Source organism: Serratia sp. DFXYC6, from assembly GCF_057196085.1.
Genome location: NZ_JBXUNV010000001.1, coordinates 1,569,894 through 1,585,638 on the forward strand (window position 1 = coordinate 1,569,894; position 15,745 = coordinate 1,585,638).

Genomic DNA, 15,745 nt, shown 5'->3' on the forward strand with positions numbered 1-15,745 from the left:
CTAGCGGTCGTCGGCGACGACACAAAGTTCAATCAATGATTGTTCGTCCAGGTTGTCCCACGGGCGATCGGTAAACAGGCGTTGGATCTGCGCCAGATCCGCAACGTGATGCGGCTCGCAGCGATCCAGTTTCATATGGTCGGCCACCAGCCAGCGCTCGCCGCTGTTAGCCAGCATGGCGCGTTTGACCTCTGCATCGGCCTCTTCGCCGGCGCTCAGTCCCAGCTGAGGATGCACCGCGCAGGCGCCCAGCAAGGCGATATCCGCACGGTAGCGCGCCAGCAACGCCAGCGTGGCGCTGCCGGCGAACAGCCGCTGGCGCGCATCCCACTGGCCGCCGAGCAAGATCAGATTGATCTCCGGCCTGTCGCTCAGGCACTGCGCGATATCCAGCGAAGCGGTGATCACCGTCGCCGGGCCGCGCAACGCCTGCGCCACCGCCAACAGCGTACTGCCCGCATCCAGCATCAGGGTGCTGCCGGGCGGGATCTGCGCGGCCACCGCGCGGCCAAGCCGCTGCTTGACCTGCGGCAACAGCGCAGCGCGCGCCTGGCGCGGCATGCCGGAGGGTTCGAGCGCTATCGCGCCGCCGTGATGTTTCTGCGCCAACCCTTGCCGCTCGAGATCGGCCAAGTCGCGGCGCACGGTATCGACCGAAACACCGATGGCGGTGGCCAATTCCGCCACCGCCGCCTGCCCACGTTCGCTGAGCAAATCCAGTAAATGGCGCTGTCGTGCCGCTTTGTGCATGGGGTCATTTCCGTAGTAGAACGCATAAAACAGCAATATACCGCAAAAAGAAGCAAAAAAGAACGCCCGTCGGCGGCGCATTCCGCATCAAACATTAAAAAAGCATTAGGTGGATAATCGAGCGTCACCAACAAGGAGAAGTTATGAAAATCGACCTGATGTTCGACGATACCGCCGCCAGAGCGGTGCAATACAACGCCCGCGCGTCGGTGGAGGATTTTGACGCCTGCATGGCGGAATACGCCGCGCAGGCCCAGCGCGCCAAGGCACAGACGCCCGGCATTTACGATCTGCGTTACGGCATGAGCGCCGCCGAGCGCCTCGATCTGTTCCCGGCTTGCACGCAGCCCGCCCCGCTGCTGATCTTTATTCATGGCGGCTACTGGCATTCGCAGCGCAAAGAGGAAGCCTGTTCGATGGCCGCCGCGTTTGCCCAGCGCGGCGTGGCCGTCGCCACGCTGGAATACACACTGGCGCCAGAAGCGACGCTGGCGGAGATCGTGCACGAGGTGCGCAGCGCCGTCGCCTGGCTTTATCATCACGGGGCGCCGTTCGGCATCGATCCGGCGCGCATTTTCGTCAGCGGCAGTTCGGCCGGCGGCCACCTGTGCGGCATGCTGATCGCCGACGGCTGGCAGCAACGCTATCGCCTGCCGCCCGACGCGATCAAAGGCGCGCTGGCGCTGAGTGGCCTCTACGATCTGCGCCCGCTGTGCGATATCTACATCAACGACTGGCTGCACCTGACGCCCGAACAGGCGCAAACGCTCAGCCCGCTGTTTTTGCTGCCAGCGAAAGAGCATGCGCCGCAGATCCTGCTCGACGTCGGCCAGCGGGAAACGCAAGGCTTCAAAAACCAGACGCAGGCCTATTATGACGCCTGTCTGGCGCGCGGCCTCGACGTTCAGTTGCTGGCCGACCGCCACTGCAATCACTTTACGCTGGTCAACGAGCTGGCCGATGCGGAAAGCGCGATGTTCCGGCAGGTGATGGCGATGATCGACGCAACGCAGCGGTAGTCTGCCGCTGCAACCGCAGCCTGGCGGCGATCGTAATCACCGCCAGCGCGGCGAACAAGGCTCCGCACAGCAGGCTGCCCTGTAGCCCCCACGCGGCGATGAACCAGCCGCCCGCCAGTGAGCCCAGCGCCACGCCCAAATTGATAAAGGCGATATACAGCCCGGTGGCGAACGCCGGCGCCTCGGGGGCTTCGGATGTCAGCCAGATCTGCGTCACGATCAAACCGCTGGTGTGCGTCGCTCCCCAATACAGACAAAGCGCCGTCATCGAACCGATATTCGCGCTGCCGTAGCGATACAGCAGCGCATAAGCCGCAATCAAGGCTAGCGGGTGCAGCAGCACCGTCACTGCACGATGGCGGCTCAACCCCTTGCCGGCCAACAGATTGCCCGCGACGCCGCCCACGCCGAACACCACCAGAAGAAAGCCGATGGCGGCGGCGCCAATGCCGGCTTCACGGCTGAGGTACTCGGCCGCATAAGCGTAGACGGCAAACATCGCGGCAAAGATCAGCACGCAGGTAATGATATTCAACCACAGCGTGCCGCTGCGCAGGATTGCCAACTGTTTGCCATAGCTGAGGCGCTGCACGGCCGCATCAGGCAAGCGCCACAGCAATCCCAACGCCGCCAGAAGGTTTACCAGCGCGCAAAATCGAAACGACGCCTCATAGCTGAACTGCCCGGCGATCCATTGCGTCAACGGTATCCCCAACACCATGCCCATGCTGGTGCCGATGAACGCATAGGCGGTTGCTTTGGTGGCCAGATGCGGCGGATAAAGCGCCGCGGCCGCCACCATGGCCAGCGAAAAATAGATCGGATGAAACAACGCCGGCACAATGCGCAGCAACATGAGCATGGCGAAACTGTCCGTCTGAGCGGACAGCGCGCTGGCCGCCGCGAACACGGTCAACGCGATCAACAACATGCGTTTGCGATTGAATCGCGACGCCAGCAGCACCAACAGCGGCCCGAGCAGCGCGATGGTCAGGGCGAAGATCCCGACCAGCCAGCCGGCCTGCGCCGTAGAGATGCCATACCGCGCGATGATCTGCGGCAAAATACCCACCACGCCAAACTCGATGCAGTAGACGCCGAACAACCCCAGCGCGATAAAGAAAATCGGTGGCATCAGGCGCATTGTATCGCTCCCGTCGCGGCATAGACCGCCTGACAAATCTCGCCGACAAAAGCGCCGGACATGCCCTCCAGCGCCGTGTTGGTAAACGCGACGACGCTGAGCTGCCGGACAGGATCGACGAACCACGAGTGGCCATAGGTGCCGCCCATTCGCCAGCTGCCAACGGACTCCGGCGTTTGCGCGGCGACGGGATCTTTCAGTACGGTAATGCCGAGGCCGAAACCGCGCCCCGGCCAAAACGGCATCGGCAAATCGCCGATTTGGTTGGTGGTCAGCGCCGTCACCCATTCGGCCGGCAGCACCTGCCCGCCCCCCTGGCGCAACGTTTCCAGCAGGCGCAGGAAATCCTCCGCCGAGCCGACCATGCCGGCGCCGCCGGAGGCGTACGCCTGCGGATCCAGCGCACGCGCCGGCGACAGATGAAAACCGGCGCTGCCATCGATGAACGGTAAACGATCCGGTTGGCGCAAACGGCGCGGCTCGCCGGGATGATCGGCGTAAGCGGCCGCCAAACGTGCGGGATCCACCGCCAGGAAATCGGTATCCGTCATCGCCAGCGGCCCGGTCACCCATTTTTTTACTGCCTGCGTCAGCGGCAGGCCGCTCGCCTGTTCGATCGCCGCGCCCAGGACATCGGTGGCGATGGAATAGCGCCACGCCGCGCCGGGCGGAGCCAGCAAAGGGGCGCAGGCAATACGCCGCACGTTCTCCTGCAGGCTGACAGACGCTTCATCCATGCCGTCGGAGACGCCCAGCTGGGCATAGAATCCCCCTTCCGGCTGGAAAAAGCGGTAGCTTAGTCCGGCGGTGTGGGTCATGAGATGCCGTAGCGTCATCAACGGAGTGGTGCCGTCCGCCAGCCGCGGGCGAAAATTCGGCAGCCAACGGGTGATCGGATCGTCTAACCGCATGGCGCCTTGCGCCATCAATGCCAGCGCCGCCGTGGACACGATCGGTTTGGATACCGAGGCCAGACGAAACAGCGTATTGAGCGCCATCGGCTTGCCCGCTTCGCGATCTGCCATGCCCGCCGCGCGGTGATAAACGATCTCACCGCCCTGCGCCACCAAAACGACCGCGCCAACCAATCGTTTTTCACGCAAGGCTTGCTCTATCGCGCCGTCAATCGCGTTGGCAGAGGATCCGTATTCATTCATTTTTATTACCCCAGGTAGTCAGCCCATGCTGCCGCCACCGAGCATAGAGCGTGGTGATTAACGAAAAAACAGGCTAGATTTCCTTTCATAGCGGACACTCAAGTCCGCAATGGGGCAAGCAATGGATAATCTGTCTGGGGTGAACGTCTTTGTGCAGGCCGCAGAGACGCTGAGTTTCGTAGAGGCCGGGCGCGTGCTCGGCATTTCCGCTTCCGCGGTGGGGAAAAGCATCGCCCGCCTGGAAAATCGGCTGGGCGCGCGTCTGTTCCACCGCAGCACGCGCAGCATGACGCTGACCGCCGAAGGCCGGCTGTTTCTGCACCGCTGCCAGCGCATTCTCGGGGAATTGGCGGCGGCGGAACGGGAAATCAGCGATACGCACAGCGCGCCGCGCGGCAAGCTGCGTGTCAGTTTGCCGCTGGTGGGCGGCCTGCTGAATCCGGTGCTGGCGGAATTTGTCCGGCGTTACCCGGAGATTGAGCTGGAAACCGATTTTTCCGACCGGCGGGTCGCGGTGATCGAAGAAGGGTTCGATGCGGTGATCCGCGTGGGCGATACCGAGGACTCTCGCTTAATGAGCCGCCAACTGGGCACGTTTCACCTACAGCTGGTGGCGGCGCCAGAGTATCTGCGCCGAGCGGGAATACCCCGCCAGCCGGCAGAACTGCGCGATCACGCCTGCCTGTTATACAGATTCCCCACCACCGGCAAAGTCGAGACCTGGCCGGTGGCGGGCGGAGATAAACTGCTCGACGAAGGCCTGGGCAAGCGCACGGTATGCAACACCGTCGACACGCTGATTTACCTGGCGGAACAGGGCCTGGGCATCGCCTGCTTGCCCGATTTCGCGGTGCGAGAGGCGCTGGAGCGACGGCGGCTCCAACCGGTGCTTGGCGACCACTGCCGACACAGTGGCAGTCTCAAAATTCTCTGGCCTTCAAGCAAACATCTTACACCGCGTCTCAGGGCATTTATCGACATCATGAGCGTTCGCCTTTTCTCGGCCTGAGTCCTCTATCGTGCTAGAGCAAATACAGCTTTGCTTTGCACAAAAATAGCTAAGGCGCAGCCTGCCAGCAGCTCTGACGGCGGCGCAGTGCCGTCGTTATATTCCATTCAGAGATATGGAAGCGCCGTTCGTTCTTTCGGGACAACGAAAATCGCCACACAATACCTTTCACCCCGCACTCGTGCATAACCGTATATAAATTCAGGTGTTAACGCCTTGTCATTACCGATAACCGCCCAATTCGCCCATCTGATATTGAACAGCCAGCCGGATGAAAACGCCCTGTCAGCCGCTCGCCGCGGCGTGAAAGATTACTTCGCCTGCGCGCTGCCGATTGCCCGCGGGGCGTTGAGCGATGCCGGTCTGGCAGCGATCGGTAAGACGTTTCCGCCGAACGGCAGCGAGAACCGCGCACTGCGCTATGGCTATGTCAGCCACGCGTTGGACTTCGATGATTACCATCCTGCGCTGCGTGGCCATCCGAGCACCGTAGTGCTCTCAGCCCTGCTGGCGCTGAACGGTGAGAGTGACAATGTCACTGAGCTGTTAACCGCCTATGTCATCGGCGTAGAGGCCGCTGGCCGGCTGGGATTGGCCGCTGGCACGCAACATTACGTGCTGGGTTTTCACAGCACCGCCACCCTGGGCGCGGTCGCCGCCTGCGCCGCCGTGGCGCGTTATCTGCAGCTTGACCAGCGGCAGACGCAGATTGCTCTGGGCCTGGCGGCCACGCAGGCAGCGGGCCTGCGCAGCCAGTTCGGTTCGGCGGCCAAACCGCTGCATGCCGGGTTGGCGGCACGCAACGCGGTCAACGCCGCTCTGCTGGCTCAGGCCGGTTTCATCGGCCAACCGGAGGGCGTGCTGGACAGCCTGCTGACTTCCCACGGCGGCGGCCGGCAAAAACCGGAATGCCTGACCGCCGGCTGGGGCACGCCCTGGCGCATCCTGCAGCCGGGGCTGGAATTCAAGCGGTACCCGACTTGCGGTGGCACTCACAGCGCGGCCGAGGCGGCGCTCGCCCTGCGCGCGCGGCTGCTGGCACAAGGCGACGTCCTTGCGGAGATCGCACAGGTTGAGGTCAGTTTTCCGCCCGGCGCAGATACTGCGCCCTTTATTCGCCAACCGGCCACCGGTGTGGAAGCGCGCTTTAGCCTCGAATACGTCATCGCCGATGCGCTATACCACGGCGAGGTCCCGCTGACGCATTACGGCGAACAGCCTGTCGATGCGGCTATCGCCGCCCTGGCGGCAAAAGTTGTGCGCCATGTCGATCCCGCAGCCCCGCCGGACGCGCTCGATCCGGAGATGCGCTTCCATCGTCTGACCCTGACGCTGCAGGACGGGAGGCAAATAAGTGACATAGTCACAAGAAAGCAAACCGCCGCCCGGCCGACAGACCTCGACGCCAAGCTGCGCGCCATTCTGCAGCTGCTTCCGGGCCTCGAAGGCGAGAGCGTTATCCGCGACTGCGCGCTTATGTCCCCTGGCGCGCTGCCGCGACTGATTGCATTGTTAAATTAATAATAAAACAGGAATAATTATGAGTACTTCACCTTCAACACCATCGCGCCAACTCCGTCTCGGCCTGTTCGTTCAGGCTCTGGGGCACCACATCGGGGGATGGCGCGCAGAAGGCGCCAGCGGTTCACCGACCGATATCGACTGGTTCACCTGGATCGCAAAAAAAGCCGAAGAAGGCACTTTCGATATGTTCTTCGTCGGCGACGCGTTGGCAACCAGCGTGCACCGCCTGCCCTCGACGATGTCACGCCTGGAGCCGCTGACGCTGCTCGCGGCGCTGGCGGTCAACACCCGCCATATCGGGCTGGCGGCGACCGCCTCCACCACGTTCGATCAACCCTTCCACCTGGCACGCGCCATGGCCTCCATCGACCATATCAGCCACGGCCGCGCCGCCTGGAACGTAGTGACCTCTTTCTCCAGCGATGCGGCGCGCAACTTCAGCCGTGAAGATCTGCCGTCGCACGCCGAACGCTATGAAGTGGCGCGGGAATTCCTCGAGGCCAGCTACAAACTGTGGGACGGCTGGGAAAAAGACGCCATCGTGCGCGACAAGCAAAATGGCGTGTACGCCATCGACGAGAAAATCCACGCCGCCAACCATAAGGGCAAGCATTTCTCGGTGCAGGGCCCGCTGAACATTTCCCGCTCGCCGCAAGGACGGCCGGTGATCATTGAGGCCGGCTCTTCCCCGGCCGGCCAGCAGCTGGCGGCGGAAACCGCCGAAGTGGTGTTCACCGCCGCCGCCAGCCTGGAAGAAGGACAAGCTTTCTACCGCAGTCAGAAAAAATACGTGGCCGACGCCGGCCGCAACCCGGACCACCTGCTGATCCTGCCAGGTGTGATGCCGATTGTCGGGCGTACCAAAGAAGAAGCGCAGGAAACCTGGTATCAGCTGAATCAACTGGTGGATATCGATAACGGCATTGAGCAGCTGTCGGCGCGCTTTGGTTTCGATTTGAGCGATTATCCGCTGGACGGCCCGGTGCCGAACGTGGGCGCCACCGAAGGCGGCCAAAGCCGCGTGAAACTGCTGACCGATCTGGCCGCGCGGGAAAACCTGACGCTGCGTGAGCTGGCGGCCGTCGCGGCCGGTTCGCGCGGCCACCGCGTGGTGGTAGGCACCGCCGAAGAGATCGCCGACGACTTCCAGCTGTGGCTGGAACAGCAAGGCGCAGACGGCTTCAACATCATGCCGGCGGTATTGCCCAACCAGCTGGAACTGTTCGTCGAGCAGGTGATCCCGGAGCTGCGTCGCCGTGGCCTGTTCCGTGAAGAGTATCAGCATGCAACCCTGCGTGAAAACCTGGGTCTGCCGGAACCGGCAATCAACTTCGCTAACGTAAAATCGGCTTAATCCGCAGGGAAATCATGATGAAAACCACATTCAAACGCACCGTACTGTCCCTGCTGTTGGCTTCCTCCACGCTGGCGCCGTTGGCAGCCGGTCATGCCGCTGAAGGCGATGTTCCCTTCAAGGCGGCGCTGAAAGCTGCCGCCGATCCGGCGCTGCACGACAGCCTGCCTGAAGCGATCAAAAAGGCCGGCTACATCGTTGCCGGCACCAACCCGAACACCCCGCCGACCACCTTTTACCAGGCGGACAACAAAACGCTGGCCGGGCGTGAAATCGACGTGATGAGCGCGATTGCCGATCGCCTGGGCGTGGCGATCCACTGGAAGGACACCGGCGGCTTCGACAACATCATCCCCGGCCTGAAGTCCGGCCGTTATGACGTCGCGCTGGCCAACATTGACGCCAACAAAAAGCGCTTCCAACAGGTGGACTTCGTCGGCTATTACCACGCTTCCAAGCTGGCCTTGATCGCCCGCAAAGACGCTGCGCTAGGCCCTTACACCGAGCTGGCGCAGCTGTGCGGCCAGACCGTCGGCGCCGGCGCAGGCACCTCGCAGATCACCCGCCTGCAGCAGGCCAGCGATCAATGCGTCGCCGCCGGCAAGCCGGCCATCACCATGCCGATCTTCCCGGACCGCCCGGCCGGGGTGCAAGCGGTGATCAGCGGCCGCGTACCGATGTTTTTCGGCCCGTATGAAGGGTTGCGCTACCAGGCCACCCACGTTAAACCGCTGACGCTGGCCGGTGATATCAACATTGACGGCACCACGGTGGCCATTGCCCTGCCGAAAGGCTCCGAACTGGTGAAACCGGTGCAGGCAGCGCTGAATTCTCTGATCGCCGACGGCAGTTACCAGAAAATCCTCGACGGCTGGGATATCGGTTTTGGTGCAGTGAAAACCGCCGGCATCAATGAAGAGATCGCCAAATGAGTGGGCAACACCCTGTCGACGACGCGGAACTGAGCATCGTCGGCCATCGGCATTACGGGCGTTGGCTCAGCGCCCTGATTGTGCTGTTGATCGTCGGCGTTATCATCAATTCCATGCTGCACAACCCGCGCTTTGAATGGGCGGTGGTGGCGGAAAACCTCACCGAGGCTTCCATCCTCAACGGCGTGCTCATGACGCTTAAGCTGACGGTGATTTCGGTGGTGTTCGGCTTCGCCGGTGGCGTGCTGCTGGCGCTGATGCGCCTGTCGGCCAATCCGGTATTGGTTGCGGTAAGCTGGTTCTACACCTGGTTCTTCCGTGCGGTGCCGATGCTGGTGCAGCTGTTCCTTTGGTACAACATCGCCGCGCTTTATCCGCGCATCAGCCTGTGGATCCCGTTTCTTGGCGAAGTCGCCAGCGCGCCGACCAATACCCTTATCAGCACCTTCAGCGCGGCGGTGATCGCGCTGGTGATGCATCAGTCGGCCTATGCGGCGGAGATCGTGCGCGCAGGCATCCAAAGCGTCGGCAGCGGCCAGCTGGAAGCCGCCAAAGCGCTGGGATACCGTCGTGGGCAAATCCTGTGGCGCGTGGTATTGCCGCAGGCGATGCGCACCATCCTGCCGCCGGCGGGCAATGAGGTGATCGGGCAGTTGAAAACCACCGCGGTGGTGTCGGTGATTGCCCTGCAGGACGTGCTGTATTCGGCGCAGATCATTTACCAACGCACCTACGAGGTCATCCCGCTGCTGCTGGTCGCCACCCTGTGGTATCTGGCCATGACTTCGATTCTGTCGATTGGCCAATACTACGTGGAGCGCTATTTTGGCCGCGGCACGCAGGCAACGCGCCGCGGCGGGTTCTTCCTCAACCGCAAAGCCCCTCAGGGAGGTGAACAATGAGCGCATCCATCCACATCAACCGGGTGCGGAAATCCTTTTCCGGCACCGACGTGTTGAAAAACATCAGCCTGACCATCCCGGCAGGCTCGGTGACGGTGATCCTCGGCCCTTCCGGCTCCGGCAAATCCACCCTGTTGCGCTGCATCAACCACCTGGAAAAGCTGGACGGCGGCACCATTCGCGTTGGCGAACAGCTGATCGGCTATCGTCAAAAAGGCCGGCATCTGTACGAGCTGAAAGAAGCCGAGGTGGCCGAACAGCGTAAAAGCATCGGCATGGTATTTCAGCAGTTCAACTTGTTTGCGCACCGCACCGTGTTGCAAAACGTCAGCGACGCGCCGCTGCGGGTGAAAAAGGAAAAAAAAGCCGAGGTGCAGGAACGGGCGAAGCAGCTGCTGGCCCGCGTCGGGCTGGAACATCGCATCAACGCCTGGCCGCGAGAACTGTCCGGCGGCCAGCAACAACGCGTCGCCATCGCCCGCGCGCTGGCGATGAACCCGCAGGTGTTACTGTTTGATGAACCGACCTCCGCCCTCGATCCTGAATTGGTTGGCGAAGTGCTGCAGGTGATGAAAGACCTGGCGCATTCGGGCATGACCATGGTGGTGGTCACGCACGAAATCGGCTTCGCCCGCGAAGTGGCCGACCAGATTGTCTTTATGGATCAGGGAAAGGTGGTTGAAACGGGCAGCGTGCAGCAGGTTCTGGATGCGCCGGGACATGAGAGGACGCGCAACTTCCTGGCGACGGTATTGTAGTCCTGCGTCAGGGGGCGTTGCGTCCCCTGACGTTCAAATTCAGCCGTTATTTTTGCGGCCGATAGCGGAAAAGACGTTGAACACTTCACCCAAGCCGTAAATCGCGCCGAGCAAGACGGCCACCATTACCGGCACCAGGACCACCACGGTGGCCAAGCTTTCAAGCATTTCTAACATCGTTCTCTCCTGGTTTATAAGCACAGCGAATCTGCGCCGGAAGAAAAGGTTTCCGGCCAATCGATCGATTATCGTGGGGAGGCAGTCTAAAACGTGAGCCACATCACACTTGATGCGAGCTAATGTAACTTACACAATTACATTAACGCAATGCAAAAAATGCTCTGCGGGAAGACGGAATTGGCGTGGGTTTTTATTGCGTATCCGCTTGATATTGCGCTGAACAAGGGACGAAAGGATAGCCGGCTTGCCGCTCGACCTGCCCGGCCATTTCGGCGATGCTGGTTTGCGCCAGGCTGGCCTCCAGCGCGTGACCAACGCGCGCAAACTCTTGCTCCAGCACCGGGGTAATCGCGTGGCCGATATAACACGCATCGTTAGGCCGGGCGCGGTGCAGCATGAAATAGGGTTGATCCTCCACCGCGCGATACACGTCCAGCAGCGAGATCGCTTCTGCCGGCCGCGCCAGCAGCGCCCCGCCGCCTTGCCCCATCTGCGAATAGGTCAGCCCGGCCTCCGCCAGCGCGCCGAGGATCCGCCGCACCACCGTCGGGTTGGTGTTGACGCTGCGCGCGATATCTTCGGAACGCACCGTCTGGCCACGACACAGCGTGATGTTGGTCAGGATATGGATGGCAACGGCAAATCGCGTAGAGGTAGACACCTTGGCACCTGCTCAGAGTTTCGTTTATGTCGGATTAAAACATAAGGAAAGCGTATCAGTTTCCAGTAATACACATAATGAGTAGGGATAAGCGGAATGTCAACCTGCCCCCGCCCGGCGGCGGCGGCAGGTCAGGCTTCAGTACTGATTTCTGTCACTTTGTCGGGATAAAATGCCAGATAATCCTTGATCGCCACCACGGCGTTGTAAGGCATTTCATAGCTCCAGGCCGTATTGGCCCCCTGTGCGCCGTTCAGCGCGAAGGTGAAATAACTGCAGTCGCCCTTATACGGGCAGTAGCTGACGTGCTCGTTTTTCTGCAACAGCGCCATCTTCACGTCCTCACGCGGAAAGTAAAACACCGGCGGATAGGTGGCTTCCTGCAGGATGAGCGCATTGCGACTGTCGGCCAGGGTTTTCCCGGCAGCACGCACCACGACCCGCGTCGGATGACGGGTCAAGGTGATCGGGTGATCCGGGCCGGGGATTTTCACCGGTTTGCCGGACGCGGAAACGAGATCGGACATGGCGGCCTCCAGAGTATGTGCCCCGCCCCCGCGAGGCGTCTTCCCAGTATAGACCAGCGGTTTTGTCGGTGGCCGCACATTCGGCGAGCAATCGCTTTTCACCGCCGCAAAATTAAGAATTTTTACCTGTTCGATTTTCTTTCGGAGGAATACATTCATCCCAACTTCTACCGGTGGGTTAATCGGATTATTTTTAATCCATTAATCAGCCAATTTACCAGGAACTGATTATGAATATTAAACGTGCCGCAGGTGTGTTGGTGGTGGTGATGGCGACGCTTTCCGTTACCGCATGTGGGCATATGTCCAATCGCGATCGCAACACGGCGATCGGCGCGGGCGTCGGCGCGGTCGGCGGCGCAGTGCTGACCGACGGCAGCACGCTGGGCACCCTCGGCGGCGCAGCGCTGGGCGGTATTATCGGCCACCAGACCAGCCGTTAATCCTCCCGTTAAAATAATCTCTGCAGGCCGGCGCTTTTTTAATCCATAAGCGCCGGCCTGTTTTTATTTATCGAAATAACGTCCCTCAGCACAGGGAAATAATGAATAACATTAAGCGCAGCTTTATTATTCATTAACCTGCATCGGAAGTATTTATTGCGCCGGCAGCCTGAAACGCGCCATCGCTTTTTCTAACCGTTCCGACTCGCCCTGCAACAGCTGCGAAGCCTCGGTCACCGCGCTCACCACGGCGCCGGTTTGCTGCGCCACCTGATTCAGCGCGGTGATGCGCGCCGTCACGTCCTGGATGCTCTCCCCTTGATTGAATGACGCCAGCGAGATTTCCCCCATCAGCGCACTGCATTTGTTCACCAGATCGATAATTTTGCGCAGGTTGCCCGTCAGCCGTTCGACCGCCTGCGAACCTTGATCGATTTGCTGCAATGAGCGACCGATCAACTGCTGAATATCGCGCGTCGAATGGCTGCTCTTTTGCGCCAGCAAGCCCACTTCTTTAGCCACGATGGCGAAACCGCGGCCGTGAACGCCGGCGTGCGCGGCCTCGATCGCCGCATTCAACGCCAGAATATGGGTCTGAAACGCCACGCTGTCGATCAGCGCGACAATGCCGCGCATCTCAGCCGATTGGTTGACGATTCCGTGCATCGAAACATTGACGGTTTGCATCATCTGCTCACCGGCGCCGGCGCACTGCCGGGCCTGTTCGGTTCGTTGGCTGGCCTGCTGCGCGTATTGGCCGTTTTCTTCCACCCGCGCCGCCAACTGCTGCACGTGCTCGGTCGCCAACTGCAGTTCCCCGTTCTGCTTCGCCGACTGTGCCGTCAACTGTCGATTGCCGTCCGCCAGCCGCTCGACGCCGTTCAGGATCCCGCTCGCCGCATCGCGCACCTCGCTTACCAGGCGCTGCAGACCGCCCTGCATGTGGCCAATGCTGGTTTGCAGCTGACGCATCTCGCGGTTCAACGCCCGCTCAGGCGGCAGCGGCCGCGAAAGATCGCCGGCGGCCAGCACGTTGAGGTGGACAATTGCCCGCTGCAGCGGTGCTATCACCCAGCGGGCGACGCCGAACCACACCCCCACGGCGATCAGCGCCAGCGCGGCCAATGCGCCAAGCGCAAAGGTATTGGCCTGCTCCAGCGCCGCCAATTGCCGCACGTTGACGTCATTGCCATGCTGTTCGTTCAGCGCCTGATAAGCGAGGTACTTTTCGTTGAAATCCGCCTGAAACGCCTGGATCGGCACGGCGAAAAACGCATCGATGCTGGCGCTGCTTTGCAACCCTTGCGCCTGTTCCTTCAGGCCGTCATAGAACAGGCGATAACTGTCTTTCAGGGCGCCCGCCGCTTCGGGCGCAGCCGCGCTCAAGCGCTCGAACCGGGCAAAGGCCTGCTTTGAAGCCTCCAACGCCGCCAACGATTCATCCAGCAGGCTATGCCAACTGCCGTCGGAGCCGGTGACTTTGTCCTGCAGATAATAGATGCCCGCACGGTTCAGGGTGTCGCTGGCCGTCAGCAGCGACAGTCTGGCGCGATCCATCGTCGCCTGCTGGCGATGCAACCCGTCTCCCGTCACCAGGTTAACCTTGGCGTCGTGCAGAATAGTGGAAATAAATACGGTGGAAAACAATTGCAGCAGAGAAAATAGCGCAATAACGCAAATTACGCCGCCTAATAAGCCCATGCTCTTGCCGATGCCAAACGCGTGCGGCAGCGCTGCCGCAGGTTTTACCCGGCGGCCAAGTGTCAGTTTTATGTTCATGATTTTTAGTCAGTAATGCCAGAATGCCGCGAGTCTAACGCGCATTTATGACACGACTATTTCAGCCTGCTTTGTGTCGCCCCCGCAAACCAGGGCGACTCAATAATCGGAATTTCTCGTCAACGCTCATTTTTATTTCTTGACTTGTTCAATACCGGATTTATAGTTTTCCCATTAAACAAGAAACAAAGTTTCATATATTAACCGGAAATGAATTTAATATATGAAACGCACAATGAAACGTCTCAAATATAAAACAAACGAGCAACAGCGCCTTATTCACAGGTAAACCCCGCTCGTCTTAATAAAAACCAAACATTCACCAGGGGCCAGGCATGCGCAAGATCACTCTTTGTTTTTTTCTTGTTTCACCAGTGAGTTACGCGACTACCGTCACATTGCCCAGCGACGCTGCTGCCACCGTGGCGCCGGTAAAAAAAAACCGCCCGGCCTTTCCGCATATTCATTGGCAAAACGAGGATAATAAAAAGAATATTGATATCGGCGGCGCGCTGCGCGCCAATTATCGCTATGAAGACTGGCACAGCAGCAATTATCGGCATCCGCCGCATTTACGCTTTGACGCCTTTCGCATCGATGCCGCCGGCCAGATAAACGACGCGTTTTTCGATAGCGGATTCTGGTTTCAGGATCGGCGCAAATACGCCATCGACCGCGCCTATGTCGGCTACCACCTGTCTGAGCGCTCCACCGTGCAGCTGGGCGCGCCGTTCAAACCGTTCGGCCTGATGCCCTATCCGCAGTTCGGCTGGTCGTACGGCATTCCGTTTTACCTCGGCTTTGGCGTCAACACCGGGCTCGGCGCCAAATACCAATACCAACGGGGCGATTGGGCCTTTGACGCCGCCTACTACCCGCGCATGATGCCGACCGGCGTGCGTTACGCCCCCGACGTCGCCAGCTACGACGATCTGAAGAACACCAACTTTGCCTCACAGCATCTGCAGCGCAACGAAAAACGCGATCAGGTAAACCTGCGGCTGACGCGGGCTTTCCACCAGGGCGGTTGGGACAATGAGCTCGGCGGTTCGCTGGCGGCCTCGCGGCTCTACAACCAGGCGACCGGTGATAACGGCAGCTTCTGGGCGGCGGGCCTGCATACGCTGGTGAATCGGGATGCCTGGCATCTGTCCGGCCAGGTGATCCGCTACGGTTACGACGCCAAAGGCCCGGCCGGCGCCAGCAATTCGGTGATCCTGATGGGCGGCAACGGCCTGACGCCGGCCTATCTGATCCCGTCGCAGGCCACCACTGCCGCCATCAACCTGGCGCGCGACGTCGAGGTGCCCTGGGGACCGGTGAAAAAGCTGCGCTTCTACAACGACTACAGCGTGCTCTGGAAGGACAGGCACGGCGGCTCCGACTCCAAAATGAATACGCTCGGGGTGCAGGTGTTCGCCATGCCGGTGATGCTGTGGGTGGATCTGACCTGGGCGCAGAACGCCAATCCGTGGGGCGGCGTGGAAAACGCCACCGGCTGGACCGGCACCCAGTCCTCCGGCAGCAATAAATGGTATTTTCGCACCAACGTAAACATCGGTTACTACTTCTGAGCGCGGCGGGATCTACACTGAAGTATCGCCGT

Annotated in this window: 16 protein-coding genes; 9 read left to right on the plus strand and 7 right to left on the minus strand. The window is 60.7% G+C overall.

Annotated elements, in window-relative coordinates; translation table 11 throughout:
- Complete coding sequence (locus AC2CGQ_RS07585; RefSeq protein WP_033633079.1) at positions 1 to 750, minus strand: DeoR/GlpR family DNA-binding transcription regulator; 750 nt, start codon at positions 748 to 750, stop codon at positions 1 to 3.
- Positions 751 to 893: 143 nt separating this feature from the next.
- Here AC2CGQ_RS07585 and AC2CGQ_RS07590 point away from each other — a divergent pair, with 143 nt between their 5' ends.
- Positions 894 to 1,769, plus strand: coding sequence for an alpha/beta hydrolase (locus tag AC2CGQ_RS07590; RefSeq protein WP_484593550.1), 876 nt, complete (start codon positions 894 to 896; stop codon positions 1,767 to 1,769).
- Here the strand turns inward: AC2CGQ_RS07590 and AC2CGQ_RS07595 are convergent.
- Both AC2CGQ_RS07595 and AC2CGQ_RS07600 read right to left on the minus strand, forming a co-directional pair.
- Positions 1,696 to 2,913: an MFS transporter gene (locus tag AC2CGQ_RS07595; protein ID WP_172574708.1), complete on the minus strand. Its 1,218-nt coding sequence runs from the start codon at positions 2,911 to 2,913 to the stop codon at positions 1,696 to 1,698. The two genes, AC2CGQ_RS07590 and AC2CGQ_RS07595, sit on opposite strands and share 74 nt — an antisense overlap.
- Positions 2,904 to 4,070, minus strand: coding sequence for a serine hydrolase domain-containing protein (locus AC2CGQ_RS07600; RefSeq protein WP_172574707.1), 1,167 nt, complete (start codon positions 4,068 to 4,070; stop codon positions 2,904 to 2,906). Before AC2CGQ_RS07600 ends, AC2CGQ_RS07595 begins: the two co-directional genes overlap by 10 nt.
- Positions 4,071 to 4,191: 121 nt before the next feature.
- On the opposite strand from AC2CGQ_RS07600, the gene AC2CGQ_RS07605 reads away from it, so the two are divergent.
- The 6 genes from AC2CGQ_RS07605 (at position 4,192) to AC2CGQ_RS07630 (ending at position 10,549) form a co-directional block, all read left to right on the plus strand.
- Positions 4,192 to 5,079: a LysR family transcriptional regulator gene (locus AC2CGQ_RS07605; protein WP_021504572.1), complete on the plus strand. Its 888-nt coding sequence runs from the start codon at positions 4,192 to 4,194 to the stop codon at positions 5,077 to 5,079.
- Positions 5,080 to 5,295: 216 nt separating this feature from the next.
- Positions 5,296 to 6,600, plus strand: a complete 1,305-nt coding sequence (locus AC2CGQ_RS07610; RefSeq protein ID WP_484593551.1) for an MmgE/PrpD family protein — start codon at positions 5,296 to 5,298, stop codon at positions 6,598 to 6,600.
- Between the two features lie 19 nt (positions 6,601 to 6,619).
- On the plus strand, positions 6,620 to 7,957 hold the full coding sequence (locus tag AC2CGQ_RS07615; protein WP_021504570.1) for an LLM class flavin-dependent oxidoreductase: 1,338 nt from the start codon (positions 6,620 to 6,622) through the stop codon (positions 7,955 to 7,957).
- A 17-nt stretch (positions 7,958 to 7,974) separates the two neighbouring features.
- A complete protein-coding gene (locus AC2CGQ_RS07620; RefSeq protein ID WP_049241050.1) occupies positions 7,975 to 8,889 on the plus strand; it encodes an ABC transporter substrate-binding protein in 915 nt (304 codons plus the stop codon).
- A complete protein-coding gene (locus AC2CGQ_RS07625) occupies positions 8,886 to 9,791 on the plus strand; it encodes an amino acid ABC transporter permease (RefSeq protein WP_049241052.1) in 906 nt (301 codons plus the stop codon). Before AC2CGQ_RS07620 ends, AC2CGQ_RS07625 begins: the two co-directional genes overlap by 4 nt.
- A complete protein-coding gene (locus AC2CGQ_RS07630) occupies positions 9,788 to 10,549 on the plus strand; it encodes an amino acid ABC transporter ATP-binding protein (protein WP_004940693.1) in 762 nt (253 codons plus the stop codon). The genes AC2CGQ_RS07625 and AC2CGQ_RS07630 overlap by 4 nt, the downstream gene beginning before the upstream one ends.
- Positions 10,550 to 10,588: 39 nt before the next feature.
- Here the strand turns inward: AC2CGQ_RS07630 and AC2CGQ_RS07635 are convergent, their stop codons facing one another.
- From AC2CGQ_RS07635 to AC2CGQ_RS07645, 3 genes are all read right to left on the minus strand, one after another.
- Entirely contained in the window at positions 10,589 to 10,726 is a 138-nt protein-coding gene (locus AC2CGQ_RS07635; protein WP_004940695.1) for an AcrZ family multidrug efflux pump-associated protein, read from the minus strand.
- Positions 10,727 to 10,919: 193 nt separating this feature from the next.
- Positions 10,920 to 11,390, minus strand: a complete 471-nt coding sequence (locus AC2CGQ_RS07640; protein WP_004940698.1) for an Rrf2 family transcriptional regulator — start codon at positions 11,388 to 11,390, stop codon at positions 10,920 to 10,922.
- A 131-nt stretch (positions 11,391 to 11,521) separates the two neighbouring features.
- Positions 11,522 to 11,917, minus strand: a complete 396-nt coding sequence (locus AC2CGQ_RS07645) for a DUF427 domain-containing protein (protein ID WP_004940699.1) — start codon at positions 11,915 to 11,917, stop codon at positions 11,522 to 11,524.
- Between the two features lie 230 nt (positions 11,918 to 12,147).
- Here AC2CGQ_RS07645 and osmB point away from each other — a divergent pair, with 230 nt between their 5' ends.
- The gene (osmB, locus tag AC2CGQ_RS07650) at positions 12,148 to 12,360 is read left to right on the plus strand and encodes an osmotically-inducible lipoprotein OsmB (RefSeq protein WP_004940700.1); all 213 of its coding nucleotides are present in this window, start codon (positions 12,148 to 12,150) and stop codon (positions 12,358 to 12,360) included.
- A 153-nt stretch (positions 12,361 to 12,513) separates the two neighbouring features.
- Here osmB and AC2CGQ_RS07655 read toward each other — a convergent pair whose 3' ends face one another.
- The gene (locus AC2CGQ_RS07655) at positions 12,514 to 14,139 is read right to left on the minus strand and encodes a methyl-accepting chemotaxis protein (protein ID WP_442222665.1); all 1,626 of its coding nucleotides are present in this window, start codon (positions 14,137 to 14,139) and stop codon (positions 12,514 to 12,516) included.
- A gap of 335 nt (positions 14,140 to 14,474) precedes the next feature.
- Here AC2CGQ_RS07655 and AC2CGQ_RS07660 point away from each other — a divergent pair, with 335 nt between their 5' ends.
- Complete coding sequence (locus AC2CGQ_RS07660; protein WP_160125455.1) at positions 14,475 to 15,713, plus strand: hypothetical protein; 1,239 nt, start codon at positions 14,475 to 14,477, stop codon at positions 15,711 to 15,713.
- Positions 15,714 to 15,745: the final 32 nt, after the last annotated feature.